Source organism: Kitasatospora sp. NPDC059812 (assembly GCF_042732075.1).
In the GTDB taxonomy this organism is placed as follows: domain Bacteria; phylum Actinomycetota; class Actinomycetes; order Streptomycetales; family Streptomycetaceae; genus Kitasatospora.
The window spans coordinates 1-18,329 of record NZ_JBHWIO010000094.1 but is presented as its reverse complement, the minus strand read 5'-3'; the positions used below and the strand labels follow the sequence as shown (position 1 = coordinate 18,329).

The window sequence follows — 18,329 nt, the reverse complement described above, 5'->3', positions numbered from 1 at the left end:
TGTTTTTTGTTTTCTGGCGGGTGGGGGGGGGGCGGGGGGGCCGCGGGGGGGGCGGGCGGGGGGGGGGGGGGGGGGGGGGGCGGGCCCCGCCCCCCCCCCCCCGGGGCCGGAGGTGGTCAGACCTTGAGGTACTTGCGCAGGGTGAAGAACGCCGCCACGCCGGCCATGCCCATACCGACCACGATCAGCAGCGGTATCACCGCGAGCACCGAGCCGAGGCCGATGAAGTGGATGAACTGCACCCGGTCGGCCAGCCAGTTCTGGACGAAGAAGTGCCCGCCGACCAGCAGCCCGGAGGCCATGGCCGCGCCGAGCAGCGCGGAGAACGCGGCCTCGGCGATGAACGGCATCTGGACGTAGAAGTTCGAGGCACCGACCAGGCGCATGATGCCGGTTTCGCGCCGCCTGCTGTACGCCGACACCCGGACGGTGTTGACGATCAGCAGCAGGGCGACGAACAGCATCAGCACCATGATCACGAAGGCCGCCGTCTGGAGGCCGTTGAGCAGGCCGAACAGGTTCTCCAGGATCTTCCGCTGGTCCTCCACCGACTTGACGCCGGGTTTGCCGGCGAAGGCGCTCTGGATGACGTCGTACTTGGTCGGGTCGTTCAGCTTGACCCGCCAGGACTGCGGCATCGCGTCCGGGCCCAGGACGGAGATGAGCGGGTTGTCCGGGTTCATCTCCTTCCAGTGCTTGTACGCCTCGGCGGAGCTCTCGAAGGCCGACGACTGGACCACCGAGTCCATCTTGTCCAGCTGGGCCTTGATGTCCTGCACCTGCTGGTCGGTGGCCGCACCCTTGTCGCACTGCGGCGAGTTGCGCGCGTCCGACTTGGTGCAGAAGTAGATGCTCACCTCGACCTTGTCGTACCAGTACCCCTTCATGGAGTTCACCTGGTCGCGGACCAGGAGCGAGGAACCGGCCAGGGCGAGGGAGAGCGCGACACTGACCACGACCGCGATGGTCATCGTCAGGTTGCGGCGGAGACCCACACCGATCTCCGACAGGACGAACTGGGCACGCATGCGGGTAACAACTCCAGGGTCGGTACTGCTGGTCTGGCGACGCGGGCGGACGGCCCTACGGGTTCAGCGCCGGCTGCGCCGGTCGGTCAGTGCTGGTATCCGTAGACGCCGCGGGCCTGGTCGCGGACGAGCAGCCCCTTGTCGAGCTCGATGACGCGCTTGCGCATCTGGTCGACGATGGCCTGGTCGTGGGTGGCCATCAGCACCGTGGTGCCGGTGCGGTTGATGCGGTCGAGCAGCTTCATGATGCCGACCGAGTTCTGCGGGTCGAGGTTGCCGGTGGGCTCGTCCGCGATCAGCAGCATCGGACGGTTCACGAACGCGCGGGCGATCGCCACGCGCTGCTGCTCACCACCGGACAGCTCGCCCGGCATGCGGTCCTCCTTGCCGCCGAGGCCGACCAGCTCCAGCACCTCGGGCACCACCTTGTTGATGGCGCTCTTGGGCTTGCCGATCACTTCGAGGGCGAAGGCGACGTTCTGCGCGACCGTCTTGTTGGGCAGCAGGCGGAAGTCCTGGAAGACGGTGCCCAGCTGGCGGCGCATGTGCGGCACCTTCCAGTTGGACAGCTTGCCGAGGTCCTTGCCCAGCACGTGCACCTCGCCCGTGGAGGGGCGCTCCTCGCGCAGGCACAGGCGCAGGAAGGTGGACTTGCCCGAGCCGGACGAGCCGACCAGGAAGACGAACTCACCCTTCTCGATCTCCAGCGAGACGTTGTCCAGGGCGGGACGGTTCTGCTTGGGATAGGTCTTGGAGACGTTGTCGAATCTGATCACGGCTGCATCACGGAGGCCATCCTAGGCGGCGCCAGTCCTCGGTCGGTCCACCCCGGGCGCCCGGCCCTGGGGCGGGTGGCGGGAGCGGAAAGGGCCGCTCCCGGTCTGGGACCATACGCGAATCGTCGGTCGGCGTGCAGGGCCCGCCCAGGACAGCCGTCGAAATCTGGGGGAGAATGTCTGGTTATGCCCCGAAAATTGGGAGGCATCTCACAGCCCGGGAGCCGGAACGGTCAGAACCTGGCAGAGTGGAGGTGGCGTCCGTGTTCGGGCGCTCCCCCGCACAGGGCAAGAAGAGGAACCAAAGCCCCGTCCGGTGCGTTGGCTGTAGCAGCGAGGAGGAGATCGCATGACCTGCGACCATCTGGTGTGCGCCAACTGCAACGGCCGCGTGAGTGACGGGCGCTGCGCGGTCTGCCGCGCCAACCGGGCCCGGCTGCAGGAGCAGCAGGGTCCGTTCGCGGCGTTCTCCCCCGCGATGCTGCTGGCCCTGCTGGCCGGTCTGCTCGCGGTGGCGCTGATCGCCCGGCAGGCACTGGCCTGAACCCACCGAGGCATACGAAAGGGCCCCCGACCACTGCGGTCGGGGGCCCTTTCGTATGCCTGCGCCTACTGCGCGGCGGTCTCGCGCTGCTTGCGCCAGCGGATGCCGGCCTCGATGCTGTGCTTGATGTTCATCGAGGCCGGCATCCTCACGCTCAGCTCGCGGTTTCCCGCTGCTTCCTCCATCGGATGCCGGCCTCGATGAAGCCGTCGATGTCGCCGTCCAGCACGCCCTGCGGGTTGCCGACCTCGTACTCCGTCCGGACGTCCTTGACCATCTGGTACGGGTGCAGCACGTAGGAGCGCATCTGGTTGCCCCAGGAGCTGCCGCTGTCCTTGAGCGCGTCCATCGCCGCCCGCTCCTCCTGGCGGCGCCGCTCCAGCAGCTTCGCCTGGAGGACGTTCATCGCGGACGCCTTGTTCTGGATCTGCGAGCGCTCGTTCTGGCAGGAGACCACGACACCGGTCGGGAGGTGCGTGATGCGCACCGCCGAGTCGGTGGTGTTGACGCCCTGGCCGCCGGGGCCGGAGGCGCGGTAGACGTCGATCCGCAGGTCGCCCTCGTCGATGTCGACGTGGTCGGACTGCTCGACGACCGGGAGCACCTCGACACCGGCGAAGGAGGTCTGCCGGCGGCCCTGGTTGTCGAAGGGCGAGATGCGGACCAGGCGGTGGGTGCCCTGCTCGACCGACAGGGTGCCGTAGGCGTACGGCGCCTTGACCGTGAAGGTCGCGGACTTGATGCCGGCCTCTTCGGCGTACGAGGTGTCGTACACCTCGGTGGGGTACCCGTGCCGCTCGGCCCAGCGCAGGTACATGCGCATCAGCTGCTCGGCGAAGTCGGCGGCGTCGACGCCACCGGCCTCGGCGCGGATGTTGATCAGCGCCTCGCGGGCGTCGTACTCGCCGGACAGGAGGGTGCGGACCTCCAGCTCCTCGACCGCCTTCTGGAGGGAGACGAGTTCGGACTCGGCCTCGACCCGGGTGTCCGCGTCGTCCTCGGCCTCGGCCAGCTCGAACAGCACGCCCAGGTCGTCGATGCGGCTGCGCAGGCCCTCGACCTTGCGCAGTTCGCCTTGGAGGAAGGAGAGCCGGCTGGTCACCTTCTGCGCGTTCGCGATGTCGTCCCACAGGTTGGGGGCGCCTGCCGCCTCCTCCAGGACAGCGATGTCGGCCCGGATCTTGTCCAGGTCGAGGACGGCCTCGATCGACCCCATGGTCGTTTCGAGGTTCTTGAGCTCTTCGGAAGGATCGACGGCTGCCACGCCCCCAGGGTAATGGTTCCGGGGGTGGTCATGACGACACCGGGGTCCTCCGGCTCTCGCGGTACCCGCCCGACGGCCCGCTACGGCGCCCGCGGGGCCGTGCCGGACACCGTCGGACGGGCCGGGTGACCGGCGTCCGGGGCGGTGGCCGCGAAGGCCGTCCAGGCCGCGGCGGCGCCCGCCAGCAGCAGGACGGTGGCCAGCAGGACGGCCAGCACCCGGCGGCGGCGCAGCAGCGCCTGCCGGTCCCGGCGGTGCCCGGTGCCCGGGGCGGTGCGCTGGGCACGGGACTCCGCGGCGTACGCGGCCAGCTCGTCCGCGGAGGGGCGGCGCAGGCTGGTGTGGGTGTCCCGGGTGGAGTCGGGGGCGACGCCGGGCACCAGCGGGACGGCCGGGCCCCGGCGGCGCTTGTGGATTCCCGGGCCTGCGTCCACCTCGGCGTACACGGCCTCACCGGGGGTCAGCGCCTCCTCCGCCGGGGCGCGGCCCTGGGAGGGCACGGCCAACACCGGCAGGCCGGCCAGCGAGGGCAGCTGCTCGCGCAGCCGGGCCGCCAGTTCGGCGGCCCGCAGCCGGGAGGCCGGGGCCTTGGCCAGGCACTCGGAGATGATCCGCCACAGCCCGTCCGGCAGGCCGGGGATCGGCGGCACCTGCTCGGTGACGTGCCGGCGCAGCACCGCGCCGGTGTGGCCGCCGCCGAACGGGGTGAACCCGGCCAGCAGCTCGTACAGCACGGTGGCGAGGGCGTAGATGTCGACGGCGGCGCGCGGCTCCAGGCCCTCGATGATCTCCGGGGCGAGGTAGTCGGGGGTGCCGATGATCCGGGTGGCCCGGGTGCGGCGCGGGGCGTCGACCAGGCGGGCCACGCCGAAGTCGGTGAGCTTGGCGCGCGGGGCGCCGCCGGGGCCGGGGGCGGCGGCGAGGTCGAGCAGGACGTTCTCCGGCTTGACGTCGCGGTGGACGATGCCGGCGGCGTGCGCGGCGGCCAGGCCGTCGGCGACGTCCGCGATGACCGAGGCGGCGGTCTGCGGCGGGAGCGCGCCGTCACGCTCCAGCCGGGAGCGCAGGTCGGTGCCCTGGACCAGCTCCATCACCAGGGCGAGGTCGCTGCCGTCCACGACCATGTCACGCACGCCGACCACCCGGGGGTGGTCGAGGCTGGTCAGCGCGGCGCGCTCCTGGACGAAGCGGCCGACCAGCACCTGGTCGGCGGCCAGGTCCTCGCGCAGCAGCTTGACCGCCACCGGGCCGTCGGGCCCCTCACCGAGCCAGACCGTCCCGGCCGAACCCCGGCCGATCACCTGGTGGACGGTGTACCGGCTGCCGATCTTGCGTGCCAATGCTGCTCCGTGGGCGGCGCGGGAGCGCGCCCGGGGGTCCGGTGCGCTCGATGGGGCGGGACAACAGCGACCAACCTACGCGCCCCGGCGCCCCGCGCGGGCCGCCCGAGGGCCCTGGGCGGGCAGTCGCGGGCGAGAAATCTTGCGAATTGTCGACAAAGCGTCAATCCCGCCGCGCGGGCCCGGCCCTGGACCGGGCGGGCCCGCACGGCAGGGCCTGGCCCGGCGTCAGTTCTTCGAGCTGCCGAACAGGGCGTCCGCCCAGTCGCGCACGGTGTTGAACCAGCCCTGGATGTTGTCCCAGTAGTGCGGCAGCGGCGTGAAGTTCCACAGCGCCACCCCGGCCACCACCAGCACCAGCAGCACCACCAGACACCCCTTGAGGCAGCCGAGCCCGGGGATGTACATCCGGTTGCGGCTGCGCGGGCGCCGCTCGCGCGGCGGGGCGGGCTCGCGGCGGTCCTGCTCGCGCGGCTCGTCCCGACGCGGCTCGTCCCGGCGCTGCGGGGGCTCGCGGTGCTGCGGCGATTCGCGGTGCTGCGGCGCCGGCGGCTCGGCCCGGCGCGGGACCGGGGCGGGCGGGGGCGGGTAGCCGCCCTGCGACTGCCCGTACGCGGCCGGGGCCGGCCGGTAGCCGCCGGGCGGCTGCGGGCGTCCACCGGGCCCGGGCTGCGGCGGGCCGCCGTGACCGGACTGCCCGGCCTGGTAGCCCTGACCGCCCTGGTAGGGCGGCGGGGCCACCGGCGGCCGCTGGGCGTACCCGGGCGGCGGCGGGCCCTGGCGCCGCTGGTCCGGGTGGTAGCCGGCCGGCGGCTGCGGCTGGTAGCCGGGGGGGCCGGCCTGGAAGGGCCTCGGGGCGACCTGCGGGTCCTCGAAGTCCTCCGGGCCGAAGTAGCCGACCTGGGTCTGCTGGTTGCGGTCCCGGGCCGCCCGCAGCTGCGTCTGCCACGGGTGCGGCGTCTCCTCCCCCGGAGACCCCGGAACACCCGGAGCGCCCGGCGGGGGCGGTGGCACGACGGTGGGCGGCATCACCTGGGTGCGGTCCGGGGCCCCGAACGGCGGGGCGGGCGGCGGCTGGGTGCCCATCACCTGGGTCGCCCCGGCCGGGTCGTACTGCGGGGCGGCCGGGGCGGCCAGCGTCAGACCGGGGACGCCCGCACCGGCGCTCGGGACGGAGGTCGGGCGCGGGTCCGGCAGCAGCAGCGAGCCGACCGCGAGCGCCTCGTCCACCGCCGACGGGGAGGCGTGCACCCCGACGCCGGCCGCCACCACCCGCAGCGCGCGGGCCAGCGAGGTCGCGGACGGCCGCTGCGCCGGGTCCTTGCGCAGGCAGCGCTCGATCACCGTCCACAGCGGCTCGGGCATGGTGCTGGGCCGCTGCGGCTCCTGCGCCAGGTGGGCGTGGAGGAGCGCGATCGCGCTGTCGCCCTGGAACGGCTGGCGGCCGGTGACCAGCTCGTACAGCATGATCCCGGCGCCGTAGACGTCCACCGCGGAGGTCTGCGGGCGGCCCTCGGCGGACTCCGGCGCGATGTAGGCGGGGGTGCCGACGAACTCGTGGGTGCGGGTGATGCCCGGGGAGTCGGCGAGGCGGGCGATGCCGAAGTCGGTCAGCATCGGGTGCATCTGCTCGGTGCCGTCCAGCACCGTGGAGGCGAGCAGCACGTTGGCCGGCTTGAGGTCGCGGTGGACGATCCCGTCCTCGTGGCTGGCCGCCAGCGCGTCCGCGACCTGGGCCATCAGCAGGGCGCCGGCGATCGGGCTGAACGGGCCGTTGGAGCGCAGGTAGCGGGCCAGGTCGGGGCCGTCGATCAGGTCCATCACCAGGGCCAGCAGCTCGCCCTCGACCACCAGGTCGCGGACCCGGACGATGTTCGGGTGGGTCAGCCGCAGCAGCAGCGAGCGCTCGCGCAGGAAGCGCATCACGACGTCCGGGTCGGACGCCAGTTCCTCGCGCAGCACCTTGATCGCCACCAGCTGCCCGGGCTCGCTGCCGGGCACCTGGACGTCGGGGCGCACCCGGCCGCGCCAGACCGTCCCGGTGGCACCCCGTCCGAGGGTCTCCTCAAGCAGATACTTGCTGCCGACTGGCCGCACCTGTCGCACTCCTCGTCGTGCCGCCCGCGCGGGGCGCTCCTCCGCCGGTGCGGTGAGCCTGCCGGGCCCGTGTCTGCGGCCACTCTAACGGTGTCCGTTCAGGTTTTTGGGGCGACCGGCAGGCCATCCCGGAGGGGTTGGGGGACATCCCCTAGGGGAGTTCCCGGACCGGTTCGGCGGGCCCGCCGACGGGGCCCTCGCCGCACCGGTTGACCTGACCCTCCGTCGCCTCCACCATGGCGATGATCGCAAGATCGTCAAATCCGGTACGGTGCGCGGACTGTCCGTGACGGATGGCAGGATGGACACTCGCCACTCGTGTGGCCCAAAGGGTCGCCGCGGCCGCCCCGCGCGCCCGCGACGACACCGGGCAGCGGTACCAGGCTCCACACCAGCAGAAGGGACCCGCGGGCGAGATGCAGATCCGGCTGACCGTCCTCCGACCGCGCAGCGGCCCGGCCGCCGCCGGCTCCGCCATCCCCTACGTGGACGTGCTGGTCACCGCCCCCGTCGGCACCGCGCTCGGCTCCCTCGCGGGCGCCCTCGCCGGCGCCGTCGGCGTGCGCGGGCCCCGGGCCGCCACCCACGTGCACCTGTACGCCGGGGCGCACCGGGTCGACGAGCACACGCTGCTCGGCCACCCCCCGCTCCTCGACGGGGCCGTCCTCAGCCTCAACGAGCCCGACCCGACCGCCGACGACCCCGACGACACCCCCGCCGCCGCCGAACTTCGCGTGGTCGGCGGCCCCGACGCCGGCGGAGTGCACCGGCTGCACGGCCGGGAGATCCGGATCGGCCGCTCCGGCGAAGCCGACGTCCCGCTCGACGACCCCGACGTCTCCCGGCTGCACCTGGCCCTGCACCTCGCCGACGACGGCAGGATCACCGTCCGCGACCTCGGCTCCACCAACGGCACCACCCTGGACGGTCGGCTCGTCCCGCCCGGAGCCCCCGAGGAAGCCGTCCCGCTGGAAGCCGGCGCCCTGCTGCGCATCGGCGAATCCACCCTGCACGTGGCCACCCCCGACCCGGCCGACGGCACCGGCCGCGCCGCCCTGCCCGACGGCCACGGCCACCTCCAGCTCGCCGCCCCAGGACCGGTCCGCCCCACCCCGCCGGTAGCCGAACCCCCCGCCGCCCCCGAACCCGCCCCCGGCCGCAGCCGCGGCCTGCTCTCGCTGCGACTCGGCCGCACCGCCGAACCGCCCGGCCAGGAGAGCGCCGAACGCCACCACACCGCCGTACGACTGCGCCAGGCCGCCGCCCAGCGCGAACGGTGGCCGGATCTCGCCACCCTGCTGCTCAACGCCGTCGGCCCCGGCCCCCGGCTCTGGGAGCGCGGCCCCGGCCACCCCGACGCGCTCACCCTGCGCCTGGGCACCGCCGACCGCCCCGGCGGCCCCGGCACCGCACCCGGCACCATGCTGCCCGCCGTCCCCGTCACCCTCGACCTGCAGACCGCCGGCAGCCTCGGCCTCAGCGGCCCGCGCGAACGCCTGGACGCACTCACCCGGGCCGTCGTCGCCCAGCTCGCCGCCCTGCACCCGCCGACCGGCCTGAGCCTGGTCGTCGTCGACGCCGACCAGGCCCGCACCCCCGAAGAACGCGCCGACACCTGGGCCTGGGCCCTCTGGCTGCCCCACCTGCGCCCCGCCGACGGCCAGGACTGCAGGCTGCTGCTCGGCCTCGACGACGAACAGGCCACCGCCCGGCTGACCGAACTCACCGCCCGGCTCAGCGGCCCGGCCGGCCTCGGCGGCCACCCCGCCACCGTCGTCGTGGTGGACGGCCGCCCGACCACCGAGACCGCCCGGCAGGCCGTCGACCTGCTGCTGCGCCAGGGACCGGCCGTCGGCATCTTCCCGGTCTGCCTCGCCGAGCAACCCGAACTGCTCCCCCGAGGCCTCGGCGCCACCGCCCTGATCACCGGCGAGGTCGGCACCCAGCTCTCCCTCGACCGCCCCGTCGCCCGCGGCCGGGAGACCTTGCACGAGGTCTCCCTGGACGCCGTCTCCGACGCCTGGGCCGAACGGCTCGCCCGCGTGCTCGCCCCGCTACGCGAGGCCGCCCCGGCCGCCCGCGGCCCGCTGCCCGACGCACTGCGGCTGCTCGACCTGCTCCAGCTCGACACCGTCACCCCGGCCAAGCTGTCCGCCCGCTGGGCGGCGCACGCCGGCGGCATCGGCGCCGCCACCGCGCTGCTCGGCACCACCCGGGACGAGCTCTGCACGCTCGACCTGGCCGACCCCGAACTCGCCCTCCCCTCCCCCGACCCGGGCGGCCCGCACCTGCTCATCGGCGGCGCCCGCGGCTCCGGCAAGACCGAGCTGCTGCGCACCCTGGTCGCCTCGCTCGCCGTCTCGGAACGCCCCGAGCGCCTCACCGTCACCCTCATCGAGGGCCGGTCCACCGAGGACGGCCTGGACGGCTGCACCGAACTGCCGCACGTCACCGGCCTGGTGAACGCCGCCGACGACCCGCGGGCCGCGCTGCTCGCCGCGGAGGCTCTGGAGGACGAACTCGCCCTGCGCGAGCGGCTGTTCGACGGACTGGACTTCGCCTCCTGGCACGCCGCCCGTATCTTGGACGGGCAGAGCCTGGACGCGCAGAGCCTGGACGGGCAGGGCCTGGCCGGACACCCGGCCGTCCCGGTGCCCGCCGTCGTCGGCGCGGCCTCCGCCGCCACCCCGAAGATCATCCACCCGCGCAGCGGTGGCGACGGCCCCCGGCCGGTCACCTCCCCCGCCGCCGCCCCCTGCCCCGCCCGCCTGGTCGTCGTCGTGGACGACTACGACGCCCTCCTCTCCCCCACCTCCCCGGCCGGCCGCCCGCTCGCCCGCGCCCTCGCCGCCGTCGCCCGCCACGGCGGCCCGCTCGGCGTCCACCTCGCGGTCACCACCGGCCACCCGGAGGAGAGCGCCGGCACCGAGGTCGACGAGGCCGCCCTGCTCCGCATCGCGCTGCGCACCGAGGACCCGGCCGACTCCGACCTGCTGATCCACCTCGGCGACGCGGCCGCCCTGCCCGAGGACACCCCCGGCCGCGGCTACCTGCGCCTGCCGGACGGCGGCGTCACCGCCTTCCAGACCGCCCGGATCAGCGGCCGCATCCCGCGCACCGCCACCCTGCGCCCCACCGTCGTCGCGATCGACCCGCTCCAACTCGGCGCCCCACCCGCCCGCCGCCCGGTCCGCGAACTCGGCAACGGCCCCACCGACCTCGCCCTCCTCGCCAGCGCCCTCCAACGCGCGGCCGCCCACTGACCGGCTCGCACCAGCGCGCCGCCCACTTCCCAGGAACCGCGAACACGACGGCGGCCCCGACCGGGGTCGGCCGGGGCCGCCGAGAGCGGAGCCACATCCGTGCCGCCTCGAACGGACGGAGGTCCTGGCGCCGTGCGCCTTTCCTCGGCCGAGGCGTCGCCGTCGATTCTCAGGAGCAGTACGTCAGGAGCAGTACGTGTTGTGCTTGACCAGGGCGAGGCCTGCGACCTTGCCTTCGGCCATGGTGAACTCGTAGAACCAGTCCGGGCCGCCGTTGCCGCCCTCGGCCGGGAGTTCGTACGTGCCGTCCTTGGTCGGCTTGAGGTCCTTGCCCTCGTAGGCCCGCTTGAGCTCCTCCTCCGCCGAACCGGCGCCGACTCCCTCGGCGGTGCGGGCGTCCGCCGGGGCGACCAGCTGACGCAGGCCCTCGGTACCGAAGTTGACCCGGCCGGTGGCCAGGAAGGCCTGGTCCCGGTTCTTGCGGGCCGGGCCGATGAGGTCCAGGTCCTTGTAGAGCACGGCCATCTCCTGCCGCCCCGCCTCGGTCTGATCGAGCTGCTCCCGAAGGCCCGCGAGGTACTCCTGCCGCTCCTTCGAGGAGGCCCCGGGGGCCAGGGGCGCGACCGGCTTCCTGGCCGCCTTGATCTCGTCGATCCTGGCCCGAGCCTTGTCGACCTTCGTACGGACCTCCGCCTCGGCCGCCATCCGGACCGGGTCCGGCGCCGGGCCGCCCTTGTACGCGTAGTCGGTGCAGCCGTTGAGCAGCGAGACCGGCGACGGCTCCAGGGCCCCGGAGGTGAGCGCCTCCTCCTTGGTCATCGAGAGCTGGAGCCCGCGGTAGCCTGCGGCGCCGAACGGCTGCGGCGGTGTACTGGCCGCCGCGGCGGCTCCGCCCTCGTCCCCCGCGCAGGCCGCCGCTCCGGCCACGACCAGGGCCGTCGTCAGCACGGCCCCCGCTACGCGCACGCCGCGCGTCATCCCCGCCATGATCATCTCCGCTTCGTCGACCGCACACGGTAGCGGACGTTCGGACACGATCCACCACCGGTCCCCACACACGCGGAAGGGGCCCGCATCCTCCTTGGGTTCTAGCGGGCCCCTTCGCACGCACCGGTCAGGAGGCCGGCCCCCGGCCGGCGGCGGTGTGGGTGTAGTGGGCGGCGGCCAGGACCGAGGCCATCAGCTCGGCGTCGAGCATGGAGGCGTCGGCCAGCCGGGTCGCCGAGGCGTGGGAGGCCAGCAGCGTCTTGGTGACCCGCAGTGCGGCCTCGGGGCGGCGCGTGACGGGCCTGACCCACTCGGCGACCGCCCCGTCCAGGTCCTGCTCGGGGACGACGCGCTGCAGGATGGCGAGCTCCCGCGCCTCCGCCGCGCCGACCGGGCGGCCGGTGAGGATGATCTCGCGGACCCGGGCCGCGCCGACCTCGTGCAGCAGCCGGGGCAGCAGGCCGCCCCAGGCGACGGGCAGGCCGAGGGCCAGCTCGGGCAGCCGGAAGACGGCGTTGTCGGCGCCGGCCCGCAGGTCGCAGGCGAGCGCCAGGGCGAAGCCGGCGCCGGTCGCCCGGCCCTGGACCCGGGCGACGGTGACGGCGGGGCTGTTGACGAGGGCGTCGCAGACCCGGCGGGCCTTGTCCCCGTAGGCCCGTATGCGGCCGCCGGTCGGGTCCTCGTCCAGGCCCGCGAGGAGTTCGTCGCGGTCGCCGCCGAGGCAGAAGTCCCGGCCGGCCGCGGACAGCACGATCACGCGCACGGCCGGATCGGGTACGGCCAGCACGGCGAGGAGTTCGTCCAGCATGGCCGAGGTGACGGCGTTCCCGGTCGCCGGGCTGTCCAACTCGATGTGGAGCACGGGGCCCTGGCGCTCGGTACGGACCGTACGGGCCACCGCGGGCGCGGGAACGGGCTCCGGGGTGGGCGGCGGGACGGGCGACGCGACGGGCTCGGGGTACGGGTACGGGTACGGGAGGTACGACGGCTGCGCCGCGTGCGGCGGGTACTGCGGAACCTGGGGCACCTGGGGAACCTGCGGGAACACATTCATGCGGCCACTCTCAGGGACGTCACCCGGTGGAAGACCATCCGGGGTGCGTACTCGGGCGGGCTCACCGCCCTCAGGGTCGGGAAGCGCCGCAGCAGTTGGCCGAGCAGGGCGCGCGCCTCCAGCCTGGCCAGGCCCGCGCCGAGGCAGTAGTGGGCGCCGCCGCCGAAGGTGAGGTGGGTGCCCCGGCGGAGCACGTCGAAGGTGTGCGGGTCCGGGTTGCGGCGCGGATCGCGGTTGGCCGCGCCGTACATCACGTGGACCATGGTGTCCTTGGGCAGGAACACCCCGGCCAGCTCGGTGTCCTCGCCCGCGACGCGGCTGTTGACGCGGACCGGCGGGTCGTAGCGCAGCGCCTCGTCGATCGCGTCGTCGATGTGCTCCGGCCGCTCCCGCAGCCACTCCCACCGGCCGGGCGACCGCAGCAGCGACCACACCAGCGAGGAGAGCAGCGTCGCCGTGGTCTCCAGCGAGGCGATGGTGACGAACATGGTGAGCTGGTAGACCATCCGGTCGGTGGCCTCGCGGTCGGACTCCAGCGCGTCCCAGGTGCGGATCCAGCCGGCGATCACGTCGTCGCCGTCGTTGTCGCGGCGCTCCCGGACGAGGCGGGTGAAGTACTCGCGCAGGTCCATGGTGGCCTGCTCGGAGACCGCCAGCTGGCTCTTGGTGGGCAGGAGTTCCTGGGCGTGCACCTGGTTGTGGGTCATCGTCAGGATGTGCGGGTAGTCCGCCGGGGCGATGTCCAGCCAGCGCCCGACGGTGCCGATCGGCAGCTGCTCGCTGACCAGGGCGGAGAGGTCCGCCTCGCCGTCCGTCCGTATTCGCTCGGCCAGGCGGTCCAGCAGTTCGGCGACGTCGGCCTCGATCTGCGGCTCCATGTCCCGGAGGGTGTTCCGGTCGAAGAGGTTCCCGAGGCTGCGCCGCTGCCGGGTGTGGTCGGGGGCGTTGAGCCGGGAGAGGGTCCGGCTCATCTCCTGGGTGGCGACGGCGTCCCAGCGCCCCGTCTCGGTCTGCCGTTCCTGCCAGGCGAAGTCGGGGACGAGCCAGGTCCTGCCGCGCAGGACCTGGTCGCACGCGTCGTACCCGGTGACCAGGTAGCCGCCCCAGGGCGCCGGGACGAGGTCTCCCAGCGCCCGCAGCCCGTCGTAGACCGGGCTCGGGTCGGCGAGTCCCTCGGCCGACCGCAGCCTGCGCAGGAGCGGCACGGCGGCGCGGCGGTCGACCACCCTTCCGTCCGGGCGCTCCGGGTCTGCGGGGCGGGCTTCCAACGTGGCGGTCACACGGGGCTCCTTACGCGCGGGCGGGCAGTACGGCGGCGATCTACCCAGCAACAGCGCGCTCAAGCGTCGATCCGTGTTGCCCCCGTCACGTACCCGCACCGCCGTCGGACTCCGTTCACGCCGCGGTGGCGGAACGGCTTCCGACGGCGCGTCGGATCGGAGCCCGGGGCGTGTCAGACCCGAAAGACGTCCAGGAAGGAGCTCCACCACCCCTTCTTCTGCCCGGCCCGGCCCGGCGCGGGGGCGGTGGCCTGCGGGTACGCCTGCGTCGCCTCGGCGCCGACCGGCGACCCGCCCGGCGCGGTGTCCGCGCCCGCGGCCGGCCGCGTGGTCCGGGCGGGCGCCGGGCTGAACCGGACCGGCAGCGAGACCAGGCCGCGCTGGAACGGGCCCGGCCGCCATTCCACGCTCTCCGCGGGCACCGCGAGCGTGACGTCCGGGAGGGCGTTGAGCAGGCACTCGATCGCGCTCAGGGCGATCAGCTGGGCCGGGGACTTGGCCGGGCACGCGTGCGGGCCGGCGCCCCAGGCCAGGTGGGCCCCCTTGCTGAGGGTCAGCCGGGCGTCCGTCAGCGCGGGGTCGCTGTTGGCGGCGGCGAAGCTGATCACCACCGGGCTGCCCGCGTCCATCGGGACCCCGCCCACGTCGAGGTCCTGCATCGGGTAGTGCGTGGCGTAGTTGGCGATCGGCGGGTTGTTCCACAGCACGTCGTCGAGGGCGTCCTCGATGCGCAGTCCGGAGCGGCCCTCGCCGGACAGCAGCAGGAGCAGCGCGTTGCCGATCAGGTTGCGCTCGGGCTCGACGCCGGCGCCCATCAACATGACCAGCTGGTCCTTGAGCTCCTCGTCCCGCAGGCCGGCCGGGTGCTGGATGAGCCACGAGGTGATGTCGTCGCCGGGCTGGCGGCGCTTCAGCGCGACCAGGTCCATCAGGCAGGCGGTCAGCTCCTCGTTGGCCTGGATCACGTCGAGGCCGTCGAAGAGCGCGGACATGCTGCGGGTCAGCCGGTCGCCGATGTCGGCCGGGCAGCCGAACAGCTGGTTGAACAGCAGCAGCGGCAGCAGCTTGGCGTAGTCGTTGAGCAGGTCGGCCCGGCCCAGCGGACTGAACTGGTCGATCAGGTAGCCGGCGATCCGCTCGACGTGCCGGTTGAGCCGGTTGTCGTTGAGCCGGCCCAGGCTCTCGGTGACGGCCTTGCGCAGCCGCAGGTGCTCGGCGCCGTCCGTGAAGAGGCAGTTGGGCCGGTAGAACATCATCGGCAGGACGGGGCTGTCCATCGGCACCCGTCCTTCGTTGAGCGCCGCCCAGCGCCGCGAGTCCCGGGCGAACATCCCCGGGTTCTGCAGCACCCGCAGGGCGGCCTCGTGCGAGGTGACCAGGGTGGCCTCCACCCCAGGGGCCAACTCCACCGGCGCGGCGGGGCCGTTGGCGCGCAGCTTGTCGTAGACCGCGCCGGGGTCGGACGAGAACATCTCCCCGTAGAGCGGTGTGCTCACGCCGACGTGCATCGGGCAGCCCTGCGGAGGCGACTGCGGGGCGGGTCGCTGCGGAGAATCCATGGGTCGTTCCTTGGAGGTGGCCCCGGGCGGGTGCGGACCCGGGAGGCGTGCGGGGAGGGAGGCGCGGGGGAGGTCAGGAGGCGCGGGCGAGCAGGTGCCGGACGAGCGTCAGCAGGGCGTCGGCCGAGGAGCGCTGGTCCCGCGCGTCGCAGAACACCACCGGGGTGTGCGGCAGCAGGTCGAGTGCCTCGCGCAGCTGGTCCTCGGTGTACTCGTCCTGCCGGTCGAAGCTGTTGACCGCCACGGCGTACTCCAGGCCGTACTGCTCGATCAGGTCGATGACGGGGAAGGTGTCCGCGAGGCGGGTCGGGTCGGCCAGCAGCAGCGCTCCCAGCGCGCCCCGCGCCATGTCCTCCCAGAGCTGCATGAACCGTTGCTGCCCCGGAGTGCCGAACAGGTACAGCACCAGGTCGTCGCCGAGTGTCAGCCGGCCGAAGTCCAGGGCGACGGTCGTGGTCTTCTTGTCCGGTACGCCGCGGAGGTCGTCGACGCGGATGGACGCCTGCGTCATGCTCTCCTCGGTGCTCAGCGGGGCGATCTCCGACAAGGCCCCGATGAGCGTGGTCTTGCCGACCGCGAAGTGCCCCACGACCAGGATCTTGACCGCGGTCGTCACCGCGCCCGGGACGTAGATGTCCTCAGGCGAACCGGCGTTGAAGTCCATGCAGTACCTTCTCTAGAAGTCTCGGATCCGGGGCCTGGGCCGGGGGCGGGGCCGACCGGCACAGCAACCGTCCCTCATGGATCAGGTCCGTCAGCAGCAGCCTCACGACCCCCACCGGCAGCTCCAGCCGGGCCGCGACCTCGGCCACCGAGAGGTAGCCGCCGGAGCACAGCTCCCAGATCGCCCGGGTCTCCGGGCTCGGCAGGGCCGGGAGGTCCTGCTCGGGCGCGACGGTGACCAAGGTGATCAGAGACAGGGCCTCCGCACTCGGTAACTCGCGCCCACCGGTGATCACGTACGAGCGGATGAAGCCGCCGGTGACCCGCTGTTCCTCGCCGCCGGCCGTCATGAGCCGCTGAGCGTGCTCTGGCGCGGCGCCGCCGACATCGCCCGTCCGAGCGCGCCGACCTGCTGCTGCATCCGGAAGGACATCGCCTCCATGTCGACGTCGGGGGCGGTGGAGGCGGCCAGGTACGCGCCGCTGCCGGCCGCGATCAGGAAGATCCAGCCGTGGTCGTACTCCAGCAGGGTCTGGCGCCAGACCCCGGCGCCTGCGCCGTCTGCGCCGACGAACGGGGCGACCGCGCGGCTCAGCGACTGCATCGAGCTCATCGCGGCGGCGTTGGTCTCCGCCTCGTCACGGCCTATCTCGCTGGACCGTTCGAGCAGGAGGCCGTCGGCGGAGACGAGGATGGCGTGCCGGGCGCCGGGTACCTGGAGTACGTCGTTGAGCACCCAGGAAAGATCGCGGCTCACTGGATCTCGGTTCCTTCCGTGTTCGTGGTGTTGCGCCCGGACAGCGTGCCGCGCTGGAACGCGCCGAGGCGGGACGGCGTGTTCTGGACGGGGCTCCGCACCGGCGCCTCGGCCCGGCCGGGGTCCTGCGGGGACGGGAGGACGGACACCGGGCGGTTGCGGCGGCGGCGGGGCAGCTGTCCGTCCGCGGTCATCTCCGGTTCCGTCACCGCCGCCGCCGGCACCGGGGCCAGCGGCGCCGCCGGTTCGGGCAGCGACACGAGCCGCTGACCGGGGGCCTGCGCCCAGGCCTGCGCGGGCTGCTCCGCCGGCGGGGCCTGGTAGTCGCCGCGCGCGCCCTGGTGGTCACCGTGCGCGGCCTGGTGCTCGCCGTGCACGGCGGTGGCCGGGGCCGGGGCCGCGACCTCGCTGCTGAGCAGCTCGGCCGGCAGCAGCACCACGGCCCGCACGCCCCCGTACGGGGAGACCGAGTCGACGGAGACCCGGAAGCCGTAGCGGGCGGCCAGCATGCCGGAGACGGCGAAGCCGAACTTCGGGGGGTTGCCCAGGCTGGTGAGGCCGATCGGCGCGCCCGGGTTCAGGAGCACCGCCGCGCGGTCCTTCTCCTCCTGGCCCATGCCGAGGCCGGCGTCGTCGACGATCAGGCAGACGCCGGTGGGGACGGCCTGGACGCTGACCTCCACCGGGGTGTCCGGGGCGGAGTAGTTGGTCGCGTTGGCGAGCAGCTCGGACAGCACGACGGCGACGGGCTCGACGACCTTGCTGACGAGCGCGACGCTGACCTGGGAGTGGATCCGCACCCGGTCGAAGTGCCGGATCCGGCCCTGGGCGCTGCGGACCACGTCGTAGACCGAGGCGACGCTCTCACGGCGGCCCAGCCAGCCGCCGCAGAGCACCGCGATGCCCTGGGCGCGTCGGCCGAACTGGCTGTTCGTGTGGTCGATCGTCATCAGGTCGGCCAGGATCTGCGGGCTGTCGCCGTACTTCCGCTGCACCTTGTCGATGACGACCTGCTGCTCGTCGGCCAAGCCCTGCAGCGTCCGCATCGCCGCCTTGAGGACGGCCTTGGTGTCCTCCTCGGCGTCGCGGCGGACGTCCGTCAGCTCGGATGCGTGCTGGTTCCGCAGCTGGTCGTGCAGCACGGCGAACTCGTCGCGCTGCCGCTGTGCCAGGGCGCTGGCCTCCTCCAGGGAAACGTTTCGCCTCCGCAGGGCGAGGTTCGTCCTGCGGGCCTGGAGGGCCGCTCCGACGGCTGCGAGCATCACCACGATGAAGACCCAGAAAAAGGGTTCCTGCACAAATGACGTCATGAAACTCTCTTCAGGTGGCACCGTGTGGAGCCGGTCCGGGCCCCAAGGCGCGAATGGGACTGGCGGCCTGAACCCCCTCCGAAAGACACCTGATGTCACATCACATCGCGGTGCTTTCCGGCACGGGACCTGCGGCGACGCCTATCGCGGGGTCAGCCTACTGCAACTCCTGGTAGGTCAGAACAGCTGCCAAAAAGGGCAGTTGGGGCGAAATTTCGCGACCGGACGGGAACTCCGGTGGGAATGGGAGGAGTTCGTAGCGCGACGTTAATCGCGGGGACACTTCCCGGCCGCACCCCGGCTCGCGCGCAGCGTGATGGCTCCGTCACCGTCCGGAATCCGCCGCCCGCCGGCCGCCCGTCGCCGGCGGCAACGAAAAGCGGCGGGCCCGCGTCCGTGGACGCGGG

The 18,329-nt window shown here is 73.6% G+C and carries 15 protein-coding genes; 2 read left to right on the top strand and 13 right to left on the bottom strand.

Features of this window, described 5'->3' with window-relative positions; translation table 11 throughout:
• Positions 1-116: 116 nt before the first annotated feature.
• Positions 117-1,028: a permease-like cell division protein FtsX gene (gene ftsX / locus ACFV6D_RS32635; RefSeq protein WP_063349174.1), complete on the bottom strand. Its 912-nt coding sequence runs from the start codon at positions 1,026-1,028 to the stop codon at positions 117-119.
• 86 nt (positions 1,029-1,114) lie between these two features.
• Complete coding sequence (ftsE, locus tag ACFV6D_RS32630; protein WP_063349173.1) at positions 1,115-1,804, bottom strand: cell division ATP-binding protein FtsE; 690 nt, start codon at positions 1,802-1,804, stop codon at positions 1,115-1,117.
• A gap of 349 nt (positions 1,805-2,153) precedes the next feature.
• Here ftsE and ACFV6D_RS32625 point away from each other — a divergent pair, with 349 nt between their 5' ends.
• Positions 2,154-2,348, top strand: coding sequence for a hypothetical protein (locus tag ACFV6D_RS32625; protein WP_063349172.1), 195 nt, complete (start codon positions 2,154-2,156; stop codon positions 2,346-2,348).
• A gap of 154 nt (positions 2,349-2,502) precedes the next feature.
• On the opposite strand, the gene prfB is transcribed toward ACFV6D_RS32625, so the two are convergent.
• The 3 genes from prfB to ACFV6D_RS32610 form a co-directional block, all read right to left on the bottom strand.
• Entirely contained in the window at positions 2,503-3,612 is a 1,110-nt protein-coding gene (gene prfB, locus ACFV6D_RS32620; RefSeq protein ID WP_380343626.1) for a peptide chain release factor 2, read from the bottom strand.
• An 80-nt stretch (positions 3,613-3,692) separates the two neighbouring features.
• Positions 3,693-4,952 (bottom strand): serine/threonine-protein kinase, encoded by a 1,260-nt coding sequence (locus tag ACFV6D_RS32615; RefSeq protein ID WP_063349170.1) that lies wholly within the window; start codon positions 4,950-4,952, stop codon positions 3,693-3,695.
• Between the two features lie 228 nt (positions 4,953-5,180).
• The gene (locus ACFV6D_RS32610; RefSeq protein WP_380562376.1) at positions 5,181-7,049 is read right to left on the bottom strand and encodes a serine/threonine-protein kinase; all 1,869 of its coding nucleotides are present in this window, start codon (positions 7,047-7,049) and stop codon (positions 5,181-5,183) included.
• Positions 7,050-7,369: 320 nt separating this feature from the next.
• Here ACFV6D_RS32610 and ACFV6D_RS32605 point away from each other — a divergent pair, with 320 nt between their 5' ends.
• Entirely contained in the window at positions 7,370-10,312 is a 2,943-nt protein-coding gene (locus ACFV6D_RS32605; protein ID WP_380562374.1) for an FtsK/SpoIIIE domain-containing protein, read from the top strand.
• Positions 10,313-10,495: 183 nt separating this feature from the next.
• Here the strand turns inward: ACFV6D_RS32605 and ACFV6D_RS32600 are convergent, their stop codons facing one another.
• The 8 genes from ACFV6D_RS32600 to ACFV6D_RS32565 all read right to left on the bottom strand — a co-directional run bounded on the left by ACFV6D_RS32600 (position 10,496) and on the right by ACFV6D_RS32565 (position 17,922).
• Positions 10,496-11,299, bottom strand: a complete 804-nt coding sequence (locus tag ACFV6D_RS32600; protein ID WP_380562372.1) for a hypothetical protein — start codon at positions 11,297-11,299, stop codon at positions 10,496-10,498.
• A gap of 127 nt (positions 11,300-11,426) precedes the next feature.
• The gene (locus ACFV6D_RS32595) at positions 11,427-12,353 is read right to left on the bottom strand and encodes an enoyl-CoA hydratase/isomerase family protein (RefSeq protein WP_380562370.1); all 927 of its coding nucleotides are present in this window, start codon (positions 12,351-12,353) and stop codon (positions 11,427-11,429) included.
• Positions 12,350-13,540: a cytochrome P450 gene (locus ACFV6D_RS32590; RefSeq protein WP_363370387.1), complete on the bottom strand. Its 1,191-nt coding sequence runs from the start codon at positions 13,538-13,540 to the stop codon at positions 12,350-12,352. The genes ACFV6D_RS32595 and ACFV6D_RS32590 overlap by 4 nt, the downstream gene beginning before the upstream one ends.
• 266 nt (positions 13,541-13,806) lie before the next feature.
• Entirely contained in the window at positions 13,807-15,192 is a 1,386-nt protein-coding gene (locus ACFV6D_RS32585) for a cytochrome P450 (RefSeq protein WP_380429975.1), read from the bottom strand.
• Between the two features lie 73 nt (positions 15,193-15,265).
• Positions 15,266-15,856 carry an ATP/GTP-binding protein gene (locus tag ACFV6D_RS32580; RefSeq protein WP_063349167.1) on the bottom strand — a complete coding sequence of 197 codons (591 nt, stop codon included), beginning with the start codon at positions 15,854-15,856 and terminating at the stop codon, positions 15,266-15,268.
• Positions 15,831-16,205 (bottom strand): DUF742 domain-containing protein, encoded by a 375-nt coding sequence (locus ACFV6D_RS32575; RefSeq protein ID WP_350881090.1) that lies wholly within the window; start codon positions 16,203-16,205, stop codon positions 15,831-15,833. Before ACFV6D_RS32575 ends, ACFV6D_RS32580 begins: the two co-directional genes overlap by 26 nt.
• Entirely contained in the window at positions 16,202-16,612 is a 411-nt protein-coding gene (locus tag ACFV6D_RS32570) for a roadblock/LC7 domain-containing protein (protein ID WP_063349165.1), read from the bottom strand. Before ACFV6D_RS32570 ends, ACFV6D_RS32575 begins: the two co-directional genes overlap by 4 nt.
• Positions 16,609-17,922 (bottom strand): ATP-binding protein, encoded by a 1,314-nt coding sequence (locus ACFV6D_RS32565; RefSeq protein WP_380562368.1) that lies wholly within the window; start codon positions 17,920-17,922, stop codon positions 16,609-16,611. The genes ACFV6D_RS32570 and ACFV6D_RS32565 overlap by 4 nt, the downstream gene beginning before the upstream one ends.
• Between the last annotated feature and the right edge of the window lie 407 nt (positions 17,923-18,329).

Coding starts and splice junctions, on each gene's coding strand:
- ftsX (WP_063349174.1), bottom strand. CDS start 1,028: ATGCGTGCCCAGTTCGTCCTGTCGGAGATCGGTGTGGGTCTCCGCCGC.
- ACFV6D_RS32625 (WP_063349172.1), top strand. CDS start 2,154: ATGACCTGCGACCATCTGGTGTGCGCCAACTGCAACGGCCGCGTGAGT.
- ACFV6D_RS32600 (WP_380562372.1), bottom strand. CDS start 11,299: ATGGCGGGGATGACGCGCGGCGTGCGCGTAGCGGGGGCCGTGCTGACG.
- ACFV6D_RS32595 (WP_380562370.1), bottom strand. CDS start 12,353: ATGAATGTGTTCCCGCAGGTTCCCCAGGTGCCCCAGGTTCCGCAGTAC.
- ACFV6D_RS32585 (WP_380429975.1), bottom strand. CDS start 15,192: ATGGATTCTCCGCAGCGACCCGCCCCGCAGTCGCCTCCGCAGGGCTGC.
- ACFV6D_RS32580 (WP_063349167.1), bottom strand. CDS start 15,856: ATGGACTTCAACGCCGGTTCGCCTGAGGACATCTACGTCCCGGGCGCG.
- ACFV6D_RS32575 (WP_350881090.1), bottom strand. CDS start 16,205: ATGACGGCCGGCGGCGAGGAACAGCGGGTCACCGGCGGCTTCATCCGC.
- ACFV6D_RS32565 (WP_380562368.1), bottom strand. CDS start 17,922: ATGACGTCATTTGTGCAGGAACCCTTTTTCTGGGTCTTCATCGTGGTG.